Consider the following 13734-nt stretch of genomic DNA (forward strand, 5'->3'; position numbering starts at 1 on the left):
TCGTCCGGGATCCCCGTCTTTCTCATCGTTCGTTCACCGAAGATCCTCCCCTGGTAGTAGGGTGCTTCCTTTGCGAACGCATTACCCTGGTTTCCAAGGCCGCGCAGTGTGGCCACGGAGGAGTGAGATGAGGAGCAGCAACCCGGTCTTCTCGCGACGGGGGTTCAGCCGCGACAACAGCGGCTACGCGGGTTTTGACGCGCAGCACCAGCAGGCCGGGGCCGCCGCGACCAACCCGTACGCGACGAACCCGTACGCGACCGACCCGCAGACGGGCATGCCGCAGGCGCCCGTGAACTCGGCGACCGCGATGACGATCGACGACGTGGTGGCCCGTACGGCCACGACGCTCGGCCTGGTCGTCGCCACGGCGATCCCCGCGTACTTGTTCCTGTCGAAGAACTTCGCCGTCGCCATCGGCGCGGCCGTGATCGCCTTCGTCCTGGCGATGGTGCAGTCCTTCAAGAGCAAGCCGATGCCGGGCGTCATCCTCGGCTACGCCGCGTTCGAGGGCGTGTTCCTCGGCGCGATCAGCGGTGCCGTCGGCAACGCCTTCGGCTTCGGCGCGATCATGCAGGCGGTGCTCGGTACCGCGGCGGTCTTCGGCGGCGTGCTGTTCGCCTACAAGATGCGCTGGATCCGCGTGAACCGCCGCTTCATCGGCTTCGTGATGGCGGCGGCGGTGGGCTTCCTGCTCCTGTCGCTGGTCAACATGGTCGCCGCCCTCATCGGCGGCGGCGACGGCCTGGGCCTGCGCGGCAACGGCCCGATGGGCATCCTGTTCGGCGTCGCCGGCGTGATCATCGGCGCGTTCTTCCTCGCCCTGGACTTCAAGCAGGTCGAGGACGGCATCACCTACGGCGCGCCGAAGGCGGAGGCGTGGCTGGCCGCGTTCGGTCTGACCCTCACCCTGGTGTGGATCTACACCGAGATGCTGCGCCTGGTCGCGATCTTCTCGGGCGACGACTAGCAGGACCCGGATCGCCCGCGCGGTCCGAGCACGACGCACGACCCTGGGAAGGCCCCGCGAGCCACACGGCTCGCGGGGCCTTCCCGCGTGTGTGGGGGTGTGGGACGGGTGACGGATCGGGGGTGCGGGGACGGGCGGGTCGGGCGGGGTCGGGCGGGGTCGGACGGGTCGGACGGGTCGAACGGGGGCGCCGGCGGTGGCGCGTGCCCCGGGGCCGGCGGGTCAGCCGAGCCTTCTGGCCGCCCGGCGCAGGTCGTACTCGTGGATGATCGCCTTGGCCTGGCCGTACGAGAGCTCGTGGGCTCCCCGCAGCCAGCTGACCTTCTCCTCGAAGCGGACGAGGGAGGGGCCCTCGTCCACCTCCCGCAGCCACCAGGCCAGTTCGCGGCCGGTGCAGCGGGGGATGCGGGAGATCATGTTGCGGTGGGTTTCCTCGAAGAACTCAACGGACATGGGCGCCTCCGGAAGCGTCGCTGGGCGTGACCGTGCGGTGTTCTTCCCGTCACCGTGCCCGAGGCTCCGCCCGTTGGCAATGGGGCCGTCGCCGCGCGTAAGGTCGGCCGCGTGATCGACACCTCGCCCCTCACCGATGCCGCGAACCGTTTCGCCGACCGGCTGCGTTCGGCCCCGCAGAGCCGTCTGAAGCGGGGTGCGGCGGCGGAGGGCCTGGCCCTGGCGCGGGAGCTGTCGGCGCGGGCGCAGCGGCTGGAGGGCCTGGCGCCGGGGGTCGAACCGCGCGAGATGCCGGACGCCGGCCCGTTCGCGGTCGGGGACCAGCTCGTCGTGGCGGCCGTGGACCTCGCGGAGGCCCTGCGGGCCGTCTCACGGCCCGCGGAGGCCGGGGCGGCGTCCGGGGGCCCCGAGGGGGCCGGGAGCGCCGGAACGGCCCCGTCCGAGGCTGTGGACGAGGCCGTGCGGTGCGTGGCGGAGGCCGCGGCCCGGGCCGGACTCTGAGCTTCCGGCCCCGGAAGGGCCCCGCCCGGGAAGTCGGGCGGCGTGACGCGGGTCGTGAAGCGGGTCGTGAAGCGGGCTGTCACGCGGTCGTCGTGACGCGGGTCGGAACGTGGCCGGGGGAGCCGGTCAGAGCGAGGCGATGACCCGGTCGGCCAGGATGTACACGTGGTTCTCGGGGTTGTCGGGGTTCTCGTCGGCGCCGCCGCAGGAGAACGTGAGCGCGTAGGCGCCGGAGATCCCCGAGCCGCCGAGCAGCACGGGCGCGGTGCCCGCGCGCAGGGCGCCGGCGAGGCGTTCGGCGGTCTCGCGGTGGCCGGGGGTCATGCAGAGCGTGGTGCCGTCGGCGAACACGTACACGTCGAGGGTGCCCAGCGGGCCGGGGCGCACGTCGGCCAGCTCGGTGCGGGCCTGCGCCAGCTCCTCCAGCCGGTTCACGGTGCGCTCGTGGTCGGCGCCGGGGTGCGGCTGCACGGGCACGAAGTCGGGGTGCGAGGGGTGCCGGCGGCGGGCGGCGGCGAGTTCGGCCGAGTCCTCGGGGTGCTCGGGGTCGGCGAGCAGATCCTCGGCGTGCAGCGGCTCCAGGCCCACCAGGTCGGCCTGGCGCGGCAGGAACATCGGGTTGCCCAGGACGTCCTCGGCGGTGCCCGGCAGGCCGCCGAGCAGCGAGGGCGCCTCGGCGTCACGGGCCTCCTGCGCGGCCCAGAACGCGCGGGCCTCGGCCAGCTCCCGTTCCCGTTCCTCGGCGAGGGCCTCGGCCACGGCGGCTCGTATCTCGGCGGCGGGCGATTCCGCGGCGGTCCGCGCGTGCGGCACGGTGGCCGCCGTCGTGCGGACGCGATCGGAGATCGCGAGCTCGCCGCGCAGGGCCGTGACCTGCTTGCGCAGGCCGTGAACGGCGTGCAGTGCGGCGGCGCCCACGGCCGTGGCAGCGGCCGTGATCAGCAGCAGGGCTAGAGACATGGCGCTCACTTACTGACTCCCGAAGTGTTTCGATCCCCCGACTTCCTACAACAGCTTGTCCCGAGAGGGGAATGCCGTGCAGTGCATTACGTCACGAATTGGACAGGCCGTTTGCCCTGGCGAACATGATCGGATCAATGCTGACCTGCGGAAACGCCGAACGCCCGCAAGGTATGTCACATCCTGGGGGAGATTTGGTCACAGATCTATTGCGAAGGGATTGAAACGGACATCCGGGTGATCCGCACGGACGTGCGGCGTCCGTTCGTGATCACGGCGCCCACCTGCGGACTCGTCCCGACGGGTGATCGGCGGGCGGTGCCCGAGTGGGGGTGAACCGGGGCGAAACCGAAAAATCGGGCTGAGATCCCGGTCACATCGCGCGGAGAGTGTCGGGTTCCGCGCGCGGGCGGCGTGTCGGGAGCGGGCCGCCGGCGTGTCGGGGGTGGGGTGGCGCAGTGTCGGGGGTGAGGTGGCGCAGTGTCGGGGGGAGGGGTGACTCCGTGCTGGGGATGGGGCGCGGCGCGGCCGGCGGCCCGTGGCGTGGGTGGGGCGCGGCGCGTCCCGGGGGCTGGGCGCGGCCGTGCCGGGGGCTGGGCGAGGCCCGTGGCGTGGGTGGGCCGGAGCTCGTCGGGCGTGCGACGGCGGCGGGGCGGGGCGCGGCCTCGTCGGCCCCGCCCCGCCCCGCCGTCCGTGCCCCCGGCCCGTGACCTGCGGCCCGCAGCCCGTGACCCCCGGCCCGTGGCCCGCAAGCCCGTGCCCCCCGGCCCGTGGCCTGCGGCCCGTGCCCCCCGGTCCGTGACTCGCGACCCGTGGCCTGCGGCCCCGGTCCGTGACCACCGGGCCGGGGGGTCGGGGTCTCAGCTCAGGCGCTCGATGACCATCGCCATGCCCTGGCCGCCGCCCACGCACATGGTCTCCAGGCCGAACTGCTTGTCGTGGAACTGGAGGCTGTTGATCAGCGTGCCGGTGAGGCGCGCGCCGGTCATCCCGAAGGGGTGACCGACCGCGATGGCCCCGCCGTTGACGTTGAGCTTGTCGAGGTCCACGCCGAGGTCCCGGTACGAGGGGATGACCTGCGCCGCGAACGCCTCGTTGATCTCCACCAGGTCGATGTCCCCGATGGTCAGTCCGGCCCGCTTCAGCGCCTGCTTGCTCGCCTCCACCGGCCCCAGGCCCATGATCTCGGGGGACAGGCCGGTCACACCGGTGGACACGATCCGCGCCAGCGGCGTCAGGCCCAGCTCGCGGGCCTTCGTGTCGCTCATGATCACCAGGGCGGCGGCGCCGTCGTTCAGCGGGCAGCAGTTGCCCGCCGTGATCAGCCCGTCCGGCCGGAACACCGGCTTCAGGCCCTCCGTGCCCTCCAGGGTGACGCCGGCGCGCGGGCCGTCGTCCTTCGAGACCACGGTGCCGTCCGGCAGGGTCACCGGGGTGATCTCCCGCTCCCAGAAGCCCTTGGCGATGGCCTGCTCGGCGAGGTTCTGCGAGCGCACGCCGAACTCGTCCATCTCCCGGCGGGTCACGCCCTTCAGGCGCGCCAGGTTCTCGGCGGTCTGCCCCATCGCGATGTACGCGTCCGGGAGCAGGCCGTCCTCGCGCGGGTCGTGCCACGAGGCGCCGGCGCTCTCCGCGACCGCCTTCGTGCGGGCCTCGGCCTCCGCGAACAGCGGGTTGTGGGTGTCCGGCAGGCCGTCCGAGGAGCCCTTCACCGAACGCGACACCATCTCCACGCCCGCCGAGACGAACACGTCCCCCTCGCCGGCCTTGATCGCGTGCAGCGCCATGCGGGAGGTCTGGAGGGAGGAGGAGCAGTAACGGGTGATCGTGCAGCCCGGCAGGTGGTCCATGCCCATCTGCACGGCCACGATGCGACCCAGGTTGTGGCCCTGCTCGCCGCCGGGCAGACCACAGCCCAGCATCAGGTCGTCGATCTCCCGCGGGTCCAGCTCGGGGATCTTCGCGAGGGCGGCCTCGATGATCGTCGCGGTCAGGTCGTCGGGACGCAGGTCCTTCAGCGAGCCTTTGAAGGCGCGACCGATGGGGGAGCGGGCGGTGGAAACGATGACGGCTTCGGGCATCGGGACTCCGGATTCGAGAGGGTCGCGGCAGGGCCTGGCGGACGGGACGGCGATCGAACGGACCGAACGGGCCGAACGGACCGATCGGACCGTCCGGACCGGACGCGGTGGACGGGCGGACCGGGCGGGCGGACCGGACGGGGCGACGGGTGGGCGGCGGGGTCGACCGCGGCCTCCCCGACGCGCCGTTCGGGCCCGATCGACCGGACCGCAAGCGAAGTTACCGCCCCGTACTGTCGAGGTCACCCGTCGCGCGGTGTGATGCGGACCCCTTTTCCGTCCCGCCGCCCCACGCCGCCCCCGCCCCGACCCCCCTCCTTCCGACCGCCGGCGCCGGATCCGTCCGGGCCGTCGCGGTCCGCCGTGCCGTCCGTGCGGTCCGTGCCGTCCGTGCTGTCTGTGCTCGCCGTGCGGTCCGTGCCCGCCGTGCCGTCCGTGCGCGCCGTGCCGCCCGTGTGTGCCGGGTCCGCCGTGGGCGTGCTTCCCGGGCCGGCCCCGGCCCGTCCCCCGGCTCCGGCCGCGCCCTCGCCCGCGTGCCCGGGGCCGTGCCCGTGCTCGCCCTCGTGCCCGTGCTCGCCCGCGTGCTCGTGCCCGGGCCCGGTCGGGTCCGTCTCCTCCGGGGTCACGATCCGTCGTAGCCACACCGGGCCGACCCCGGCCCGGTAGCGGCCCACCGTGCGCGCGTTCAGCCACTCCCAGTCCCAGTGCGCGCCCGGGCTCGCCGGGGTGCCGTCCGCGGCGCGCGGGGGTTGCGGGTCGCGGCCCTCCGGCAGCCGCCGCCGGCGCCGGTGCTTGAGCAGCGCCCACGGCGCGCGCGCTCCCGTGACCTCCGTGCCCGCTTGGCCGGCCGCCGCCGACGCCGCCTTCGCCACCGGCAGCATGTCCTCGTCCCGCGACACGTCGATCCGGTCCGCCTCCGGCCACAGCGCGAGGGCCGCGCACACCGTCGGCAGCACCGCCATCGCCGCCGTCGCGTACCCCTCGGCGGACGGGTGGTAGGCGTCCGGGCCGAACATCTCGCGCGGGTTCGCCGCGAACTCCGGGCCCAGCAGGTCGCCCATCGAGATGGTCCGTCCGCCTTCCGCGATCACCCCGATGGTCTGCGCCGCCGCCAACTGCCGCGACACCCGCCGCGCCATCCACCGCAGCGGCTGGTACACGGGCTCGATCGTGCCCAGGTCGGGGCAGGTGCCCACGACCACCTCCGTGCCCACCGCCCGCAGCCGCCGCACCGCCGACGACAACATGCGCACCGACTGCGTGGGCGGCAGCCGGCGGGTCACGTCGTTCGCCCCGATCATGATCACGGCCACGTCCGGCGCCGGCAGCCCCCGGTCCAGCAGGAGCGACACCTGCCGTTCCAGATCGTCCGAGGTCGCCCCCGACAGGGCCACGTTGCGCAGCTCCACCGGCCGCTCCGCCACCGCCGCCAGCCCCGAGGCCAGCAGCGCCGCCGGCGTCTGCCGGGCCCGCCGCACCCCCAGCCCCGCCGCTGTCGAATCGCCGAGCATCGCGAACCGCAGCGGGCCCACGCCGGGACCGGCGCCGGCGCCGAGCCCGTCGTCCGGGTGATCCCCGGGCAGGCGGGTCGCCGTCGCGAACTCCGACCCGTACAGGCCGTCCGCGCGCGGCGGATCCGCCTGGCCCGTGCCCACGGTCCGCTTGGCGAGCTGAACCTCCGCCAGGACCACCCCGACGGTGGCCACGCCGAGCAGCCCCAGCCCACCGCCCCCGTACGCCGCGCCCGCCGCGATCCGGCGGGCCGTCCTCGCCCTGGACACCCGGCGGCACCTCCTCGTGCTCCTCGTGCTCCGCACGGCCGGCACCCCACTGGTGCGCGGCCGGCCTCTTGTGCGTGTCTGCCCCGCGACGAGGTCGCGCCAATCCCAATCGATGGACAAGTCGATACTCTGGCCGCACCTCCCGGAGACCCCGTGGAGACCTGTCCTTGGAGAACATGGTGCGATTCCACGACTCGATGATCAGCCTGGTCGGCAATACGCCGCTGGTGAAGCTCAACCGCGTGACCGAAGGGCTCCAGGCGACCGTCCTGGCCAAGGTCGAGTACTTCAACCCCGGCGGGTCCGTGAAGGACCGCATCGCGGTGCGGATGATCGAGGCGGCCGAGCGCAGCGGCGCGCTGAAGCCCGGCGGCACCATCGTGGAGCCCACCAGCGGCAACACGGGCGTGGGACTGGCGATCGTGGCCCAGCAGAAGGGCTACAAGTGCGTGTTCGTGTGCCCGGACAAGGTGTCCCTGGACAAGATCAACGTGCTGCGCGCGTACGGCGCCGAGGTCGTGGTCTGCCCCACCGCCGTCGACCCCGAGCACCCGGACTCCTACTACAACGTCTCCGACCGCCTCGTCCGCGAGATCCCGGACGCGTGGAAGCCCGACCAGTACAGCAACCCGAACAACCCGCGCTCCCACTACGAGACCACCGGCCCCGAGCTGTGGGACCAGACGGAGGGGAAGATCACCCACTTCGTCGCGGGCGTCGGCACCGGCGGCACCATCTCCGGCACCGGCAAGTACCTCAAGGAGGTCTCCGAGGGCCGCGTCAAGGTCATCGGCGCCGACCCCGAGGGCTCGGTCTACTCCGGCGGCTCCGGCAGGCCGTACCTGGTGGAGGGCGTCGGCGAGGACTTCTGGCCCACCGCCTACGACCGTGAGGTGACGGACGAGATCATCGCCGTCTCCGACAAGGACTCCTTCCAGATGACCCGCCGCCTCGCCAAGGAGGAGGGCCTCCTCGTCGGCGGCTCCTGCGGCATGGCCGTCGCCGCCGCCCTGCGCGCGGCCGAGGGCCTCGGCCCGGACGACGTGGTCGTGGTCCTGCTGCCCGACAGCGGCCGCGGCTACCTCAGCAAGATCTTCAGCGACGAGTGGATGGCCGGCCACGGCTTCCTGGAGGAGGCCGGGGCCGCGGCCCGCGTCGGCCAGGTCCTCGCCGACAAGGCGGACGGCGCCATGCCCTCCCTCGTGCACATGCACCCGGAGGAGACCGTCGGCCAGGCCATCGAGGTGCTGCGCGAGTACGGCGTCTCCCAGATGCCGATCGTCAAGCCCGGCGCCGGCCACCCCGACGTGATGGCCGCCGAGGTCATCGGTTCCGTCGTCGAGCGCGAGCTCCTCGACGCCCTGTTCACCCAGCGGGCCTCCCTGGAGGACCCGCTGGAGAAGCACATGAGCGCCCCCCTCCCGCAGGTCGGCTCGGGCGAGCCCGTCGGCGACCTGATGAAGGTCCTCGGCGCGGCGGACGCGGCGATCGTCCTGGTCGAGGGCAAGCCCACCGGCGTCGTCAGCCGCCAGGACCTCCTGTCCTTCCTGGCCCGCGCCGCGAAGTAACCCCGAAGCGCGCCCGCACGACCCGCCGGCCCCGACCACCCCGCGAGGGGCGGCCGGGGCCGGCGGCGCGGGGGCGGGATCAGTTCGCGGAGTGGACGCAGATGGCGTGCGCCCGGATCCTGAGCGGGTCCGAGCCGCCGTCCGAACCCAGCGCGGCGTTGGCCTCCCAGCCCGTCCCGCCGTCGTTCGGGTGGTTCTCCATCGCCCGGTACGAGGTCGGCGGCGTCCGGTCGTAGTGGATCCCGCCGCCGACGACCTTCATCCCGTCCGGGCACATGGCCCGCGCCGTGACGTTGCCGTTCGCCGGCACCGGCACCCAGTCCCCGGTGACGTAGGTGGGCGCCTCGGTGAGGGACCCCGGGGCGGTGGCGCCCTTCGGACCCGTGGCCCCGGTGGCCCCGGCCGGTCCGGTGGCCCCGGTGGCGCCCGTCGGACCCCGGTCGCCGGCCGTCCCGGTGTCCCCCGTGCCCCCACGCGGGCCGGCCGGACCCTGCGGGCCCTTGGCCCCCGTGGCCCCGGCCGGACCCTGGGGGCCGCCGAGGCCCGCCGGGCCCGCCGGCCCCCGGTCCCCGCCGGCCCCGACGGAGCCCCGGTCCCCGGTGGGCCCCTGGGTCCCGGCGGCCCCGGTCTCCCCGCGCTGCCCCGGGTCCCCGGGATCGCCCTGGGGGCCCCGGGGGCCGGTCTCGCCCGTCGGACCCGCCGGGCCCGTCGTCCCGGTCGGGCCCGCCGCACCGGCCGCGCCCCGGGCTCCCGCCGCCCCGGCGGGACCCGTCGGACCGGACGGCCCCCGGTCCCCGCCGGCCCCGTCGGCACCCTGCGGGCCGGTGACCCCCGCCGGCCCGGTGACCCCCTGCGGGCCCCGAGCCCCGCCGGGCCCGGTCGGGCCCGCGGCCCCGGTGTCCCCGAGGGGTCCGGTGGCACCGGTCGCCCCGGCCGGGCCCGCCGCCCCGGTCGCCCCGGTGGGGCCGGCCGGCCCCTGCTCTCCGCGCGGGCCGGTGGGCCCGGCCGCGCCGGTGGGTCCGGCGGGCCCCTGGGGACCGGCGGGGCCGACCCCGCCGCGCGTCCCGGCGGGCCCGTCGGCCCCGTCCGGCCCGGCCACGCCCCGGGGACCCTCGGGCCCGAGCTCCCCGGCGGGGCCCCGGGCCCCGTCCGGGCCGGCGGGGCCCGTCGCGCCCTGGAGGCCCCGGGGTCCGGTGTCGCCGCGCGCCCCGTCCGGTCCGGTCCCGCCTCGGGGACCGGCCGCGCCGGCCGGTCCCGCCTCGCCCCGGGCACCGGTCGCGCCGGCGGCGCCCGCCGGTCCCTGAGGTCCGGCGGGACCCGCGGCCCCGTCCGGTCCCGCCCCGCCCCGGGGACCGGCCGGTCCCGTCGCGCCGGCGGGCCCGGTGTCGCCCACGGGCCCGCGCGGCCCGGTCGCCCCCGCCCCGCCGGCCGGCCCGGGCCCGCCGGCGGGACCCGTCGGACCGTCCGCCCCGGGCCCGCCGGCCGGTCCGGTGGGCCCCGGACGCCCGGGCTCGCCCCGGTCCCCGCGCGGCCCCGCCGGGCCCGTCGGCCCGGGCCCGCCCCGGTCGCCGGGCGCGCCCTTCTCGCCCTTGTCCCCCCGGTCCCCCTTGTCCCCCTTCGCGCCGCCCGCACCGCCGTCGGAGGCACACCAGGGCACGTGGCCCTTGGTGTCGAGGTAGCGGGCGCTCATCCAGCCGTGCGGGTTCTCGGCGAGGCGGTACCAGAGGTCCTGTCCGTCGACGTCGGCGCCGCGTGCGCGGCAGGCGAGTCGGACGGTGCTGCCGGTGGTGCGGCTGCCGAGGGAGGGGGAGTTGGGGGAGGGGTGTTGGCGGATGTACTGGCGGCCGTGGGCGGTGACGCGGCCGGTGGCGTCGGCGGGTGCGCCGGCGCGGAAGGTGGTGGTGGCGTGGGCGGTGGTGAGGGGGAGGAGGAGTCCGCAGGTGAGGCCGAGGGTGGTGATGCCCTGGCCGAGTCGACCGGCGATGGCGAGTTTCTGACGGGTGGTGAACACGCGGCACCCTCTTTCGTGAAGCACGCGGAAGAGGGGGGAGTCGAGTCGAGGGGACGACGGGAGGTCGGAACGGGTCGGCACCGCGCGAACGGTCCGGGGCACGGGTCCGAGGCCCGGATTCGGGACACGGATTCGGGACACGGGTTTGGGACGCGGATCCGAGGCACGGGTTCGGGGCAGGGGTCCCGGGCGGGGGTCCCGGGCACGGCTTCGCGAGGTGGTTCCGCGACGCGGTGGGGAGCCGGACCGGCCCGAACGGACGCGGCCCGAACGGGCCGGCCCGGGGCGCGGCCGGGGCCGGGGCGGAGGGTGCTCCGCCCCGGCAGGGGGCTCAGTCGGCCCCGACCACCTTCTGGCAGAACGCGATGGCGTTGATGGTGTCGCCGCCGGCGACCCCCCGGTGCCGGACCGTCAGCAGCCACTTCTTGCCGTCGTCCGAGGGCCTGGAGCTGATCATCCGGGTGTCCGAACTGTCGCTGCTCTGCGCCATGCCCCCGCCGATCACCCGGGTGCCGGCGGGACAGACCGCCTCCGTGCTCTCCGTGGCGTCGGTGGCGACGGACTTGCTCGGGCCGACCACCTTCGTCGGCGCGGAGAACCCGACCGAATCCCCGACGGGCCCGGTGGGGCCCGTCGACCCGGTGGGCCCGGTCGCGCCCGCGGCGCCCGTGGCACCGGTGGGGCCGGTGGGGCCGGCGGCGCCCGCCGGGCCCGTCGCGCCGGTGGGCCCGGTGTCCCCCGTGGCGCCCGTGGCACCCGTCCGGCCCGCAGGTCCCTGAGCCCCGTCCGGGCCGGTCGGGCCCGTCGCGCCCGCAGGCCCCGTGTCCCCGGCCGGGCCGGTCGCACCCCGATCGCCCCGCCGCCCGATCTCGCCCGTCGCCCCCCGGGCCCCGGTGTCGCCCGCGGGCCCGGTCGCGCCGGCCGCCCCGGTCGGGCCGGTCGGACCGGCGGGCCCCGGGTCCCCGGTCGCCCCGACGGGCCCGACCGGGCCCGCGCCGCCCTCGGGGCCGGTGGCACCGGTGGCACCCTGCGCGCCTCGCGGCCCGGTCGCACCGGCCGCGCCCACCGCGCCGGCCGCTCCCGCCGTCCCGGTCGGGCCCCGTTCGCCCGCCGGCCCGTCCGGTCCGTCCGCGCCGGTCGCCCCAACGGGTCCGCGTGCGCCCTGCGGGCCCCGCGCGCCCTCGGGGCCGGCGGCGCCCGTCGCCCCCGTCGGCCCGGTGGATCCCGTCGCGCCCGCACCGCCGGCCGGGCCCTGGGCCCCGGCCGGTCCGGCCGCGCCCGCCGGCCCGGTCGGGCCGGTCTCACCCGTTGCGCCGGCCGGTCCCCGGGTGCCGGGCAGCCCGGCGGGACCCGTGACCCCGGCGTCCCCGCGCACCCCGGAGGGCCCGGCCTGCCCCTGGGGGCCGTCCGGTCCTGGTGTGCCCTTGGGGCCCCGGTCCCCGGCGGGGCCGGCGGCGCCGGTCACCCCCGAAGGGCCCTGGGGTCCCTGCGAGCCGGCGACCCCGCCGGGTCCGGCCGCGCCCGTGGGGCCCGGCGCGCCGGGCGCCCCGTCCGGCCCGCCGGATCCGGGTCGGCCCGCCGGGCCGCGTTCGCCGGCCGGGCCCCGATCGCCCTCGGGCCCGGCGGCGCCCTCGGCACCCCGCGCGCCGGGTTCGCCGGCCGGGCCGTTCGCGCCGGTGGGACCGGTCGGACCCCGGCCGCCGGGGCCGCCCCGGGCACCGGTCGTTCCGGCGAGCCCGGCGGGTCCGCGTGCGCCCTGCTCGCCGGCCGGGCCGGTCGGACCGGTGGCCCCGGTCTCCCCGCGCGGCCCGGGGTCCCCGGGATCCCCCTGGGGCCGGGGTCGCCCTTGTCGCCCTTCTGCCCCTTGCCGTCGGAGTGGTCCTTGCCCCCCTTGCCCTTCTTCCCCTTGCCGCCGTGGTCGGAGCCGCCGGGGGTGTGGCCGGCGGGACGGGACGGGGCGGCGTGCCGTGCGGGCGGGGCGTCGCCGCGGTCGGCCGCCTGCGCCACCCCCGGGAGCACGGCGCCCGCGAGGGCGGTCAGGGCGATGGCCCCTTGGGACAGCCGGATCGCGGTCGCGACCCTTCGGCGTGTGGTGAACACGGCAGCGCACTCTCTCTCGGAGCGGATGAGGAGGTCGTACGCCAGAAGGAAAATCCCTTTTTAGGTCGATGTGCGATTGTCCGCGCCAGAGCCGCCCCCCTGCCGGCCTCATTCTTCAGATCAACGCCGCAGGCCCGTGCGCCCAAGTGGCGCAGGCCCGGAGAGCGCCGTGGCGACGGCGGCGGGGCGATGGCGGCGGGGCGAAACTGCACGGGCTCGTCATGTGGTGGCAGCACGGGCTTAACACGGCGCGGGCACAGTGGTGTGTGTCGACGGGAACCGGCCCACCGCACCGGGACCCGCCGACACCTGGACGGCGTGGCGACTTCCGGAGCGGCTCCCGGGACCGCCACGCCACAGGACGCGGCCACCGGCCCTGACCCGGCCCGTGTCCGACGCGGAGGACCGCCGTCGTCCCGCCCCCCGGCAACGGGGGTGCGGCGGTCCCCGCGTCGTCCCGTTTCCCGGCGTCGGGAGGCCCGTACCCGGGCGCCTCGCCGCGCCCGGTCGTGCTCACCGTCGGCCGGTCCGGTCGCGGGGCTCAGCAGGAGAGGTTGCCGCCGCCCACGTCCGTGCCGAGCACCCCCACGAAGCGCTTGTACAGGTTGATGCGGTCGTCGCGCTGGGCCGGGTTCTTGCCGTCGCACTCCAGCGCGCCGTTGATGCTGCGGATGGTCTCGCCGAAGCCCTTGCCGTTGACCATCGCGTCGTGCGAGGTCATCCGCCCGGCGCCGGACTGCGTGTTCCAGAACCAGAGCCCGGTCTTCCAGGCCGTGGCCGGGTTCTTCTCCGCCTGCCACGGGTCGCGCAGCAGGTCGATGCCGAGGGCGTCGCCCGCCGCCTTGTAGTTGAAGTTCCAGCTCAACTGGAGCGGCCCGCGGCCGTAGTACGCGGACTGCCCGGCCGGGCAGCCGTACGGCTGGGAGGTGTCGCAGTAGTGCGGGTAGTTCGCCGTGTTCTGCTCCACGACGTATCGCAGCCCGGCCGTCTCGTGGCTCACGTTGGCGAGGAACGCCGCCGCCTCCCGCTTGCGCACCGCGTCACTGCCGGCGGCCGCGAACTTCGGGTACGCGCCCAGGGCGTCGGTCAGGCCCTTGTACGTGTAGAAGCCGTTCCGGTCCGGGAACAGCTGGTTGAACTGGGCCTCGCTGACCACGAACGACCCGGCGGCGGTCGCGGGCGCCGCCTGGCCGAACAGGGACAGGGCGCCGAGCAGGGCGGTCGAGGCCGCCAGGGACAGGGTGCGGGAGAGCTTCATCGTTCCTCGGATCGGCAGGTGAGGGAGGCAGGGGGAGGGAGCTGAGCGGAA

General features: G+C 76.2%; 9 protein-coding genes and 1 pseudogene. 3 read left to right on the forward strand and 7 right to left on the reverse strand.

All coding sequences use genetic code 11. The features are described from left to right. Positions 1-127 precede the first annotated feature (127 nt). Complete coding sequence (locus ACN20G_RS15835; RefSeq protein ID WP_424213432.1) at positions 128-970, forward strand: Bax inhibitor-1/YccA family protein; 843 nt, start codon at positions 128-130, stop codon at positions 968-970. Between the two features lie 222 nt (positions 971-1192). Here ACN20G_RS15835 and ACN20G_RS15840 read toward each other — a convergent pair whose 3' ends face one another. Continuing rightward, positions 1193-1423 carry a DUF4287 domain-containing protein gene (locus tag ACN20G_RS15840; protein ID WP_424213433.1) on the reverse strand — a complete coding sequence of 77 codons (231 nt, stop codon included), beginning with the start codon at positions 1421-1423 and terminating at the stop codon, positions 1193-1195. A 111-nt stretch (positions 1424-1534) separates the two neighbouring features. Here ACN20G_RS15840 and ACN20G_RS15845 point away from each other — a divergent pair, with 111 nt between their 5' ends. Then, a complete protein-coding gene (locus ACN20G_RS15845) occupies positions 1535-1924 on the forward strand; it encodes a hypothetical protein (RefSeq protein ID WP_424213434.1) in 390 nt (129 codons plus the stop codon). Positions 1925-2050: 126 nt separating this feature from the next. Here the strand turns inward: ACN20G_RS15845 and ACN20G_RS15850 are convergent, their stop codons facing one another. The 3 genes and pseudogenes from ACN20G_RS15850 to ACN20G_RS15860 form a co-directional block, all read right to left on the reverse strand. Continuing rightward, positions 2051-2884, reverse strand: coding sequence for a hypothetical protein (locus ACN20G_RS15850; RefSeq protein WP_424215529.1), 834 nt, complete (start codon positions 2882-2884; stop codon positions 2051-2053). Positions 2885-3744: 860 nt separating this feature from the next. Then, positions 3745-4965 (reverse strand): acetyl-CoA C-acetyltransferase, encoded by a 1221-nt coding sequence (locus ACN20G_RS15855; protein ID WP_424213435.1) that lies wholly within the window; start codon positions 4963-4965, stop codon positions 3745-3747. A 728-nt stretch (positions 4966-5693) separates the two neighbouring features. Beyond that, positions 5694-6746, reverse strand: a pseudogene (locus ACN20G_RS15860) (SGNH/GDSL hydrolase family protein); the annotation flags it as partial. Positions 6747-6925: 179 nt separating this feature from the next. On the opposite strand from ACN20G_RS15860, the gene ACN20G_RS15865 reads away from it, so the two are divergent. Beyond that, a complete protein-coding gene (locus ACN20G_RS15865) occupies positions 6926-8314 on the forward strand; it encodes a cystathionine beta-synthase (RefSeq protein ID WP_424215530.1) in 1389 nt (462 codons plus the stop codon). 79 nt (positions 8315-8393) lie between these two features. On the opposite strand, the gene ACN20G_RS15870 is transcribed toward ACN20G_RS15865, so the two are convergent. The 3 genes from ACN20G_RS15870 to ACN20G_RS15880 all read right to left on the reverse strand — a co-directional run bounded on the left by ACN20G_RS15870 (position 8394) and on the right by ACN20G_RS15880 (position 13683). Beyond that, positions 8394-10325, reverse strand: coding sequence for a hypothetical protein (locus ACN20G_RS15870; RefSeq protein WP_424213436.1), 1932 nt, complete (start codon positions 10323-10325; stop codon positions 8394-8396). Between the two features lie 331 nt (positions 10326-10656). Then, a complete protein-coding gene (locus ACN20G_RS15875) occupies positions 10657-10905 on the reverse strand; it encodes a hypothetical protein (protein WP_424213437.1) in 249 nt (82 codons plus the stop codon). 2061 nt (positions 10906-12966) lie between these two features. Next, complete coding sequence (locus ACN20G_RS15880) at positions 12967-13683, reverse strand: chitinase (RefSeq protein WP_424213438.1); 717 nt, start codon at positions 13681-13683, stop codon at positions 12967-12969. Positions 13684-13734 lie beyond the last annotated feature (51 nt).

It is taken from the genome of Streptomyces dryopteridis (assembly GCF_049606955.1).
Lineage (GTDB): Bacteria > Actinomycetota > Actinomycetes > Streptomycetales > Streptomycetaceae > Streptomyces.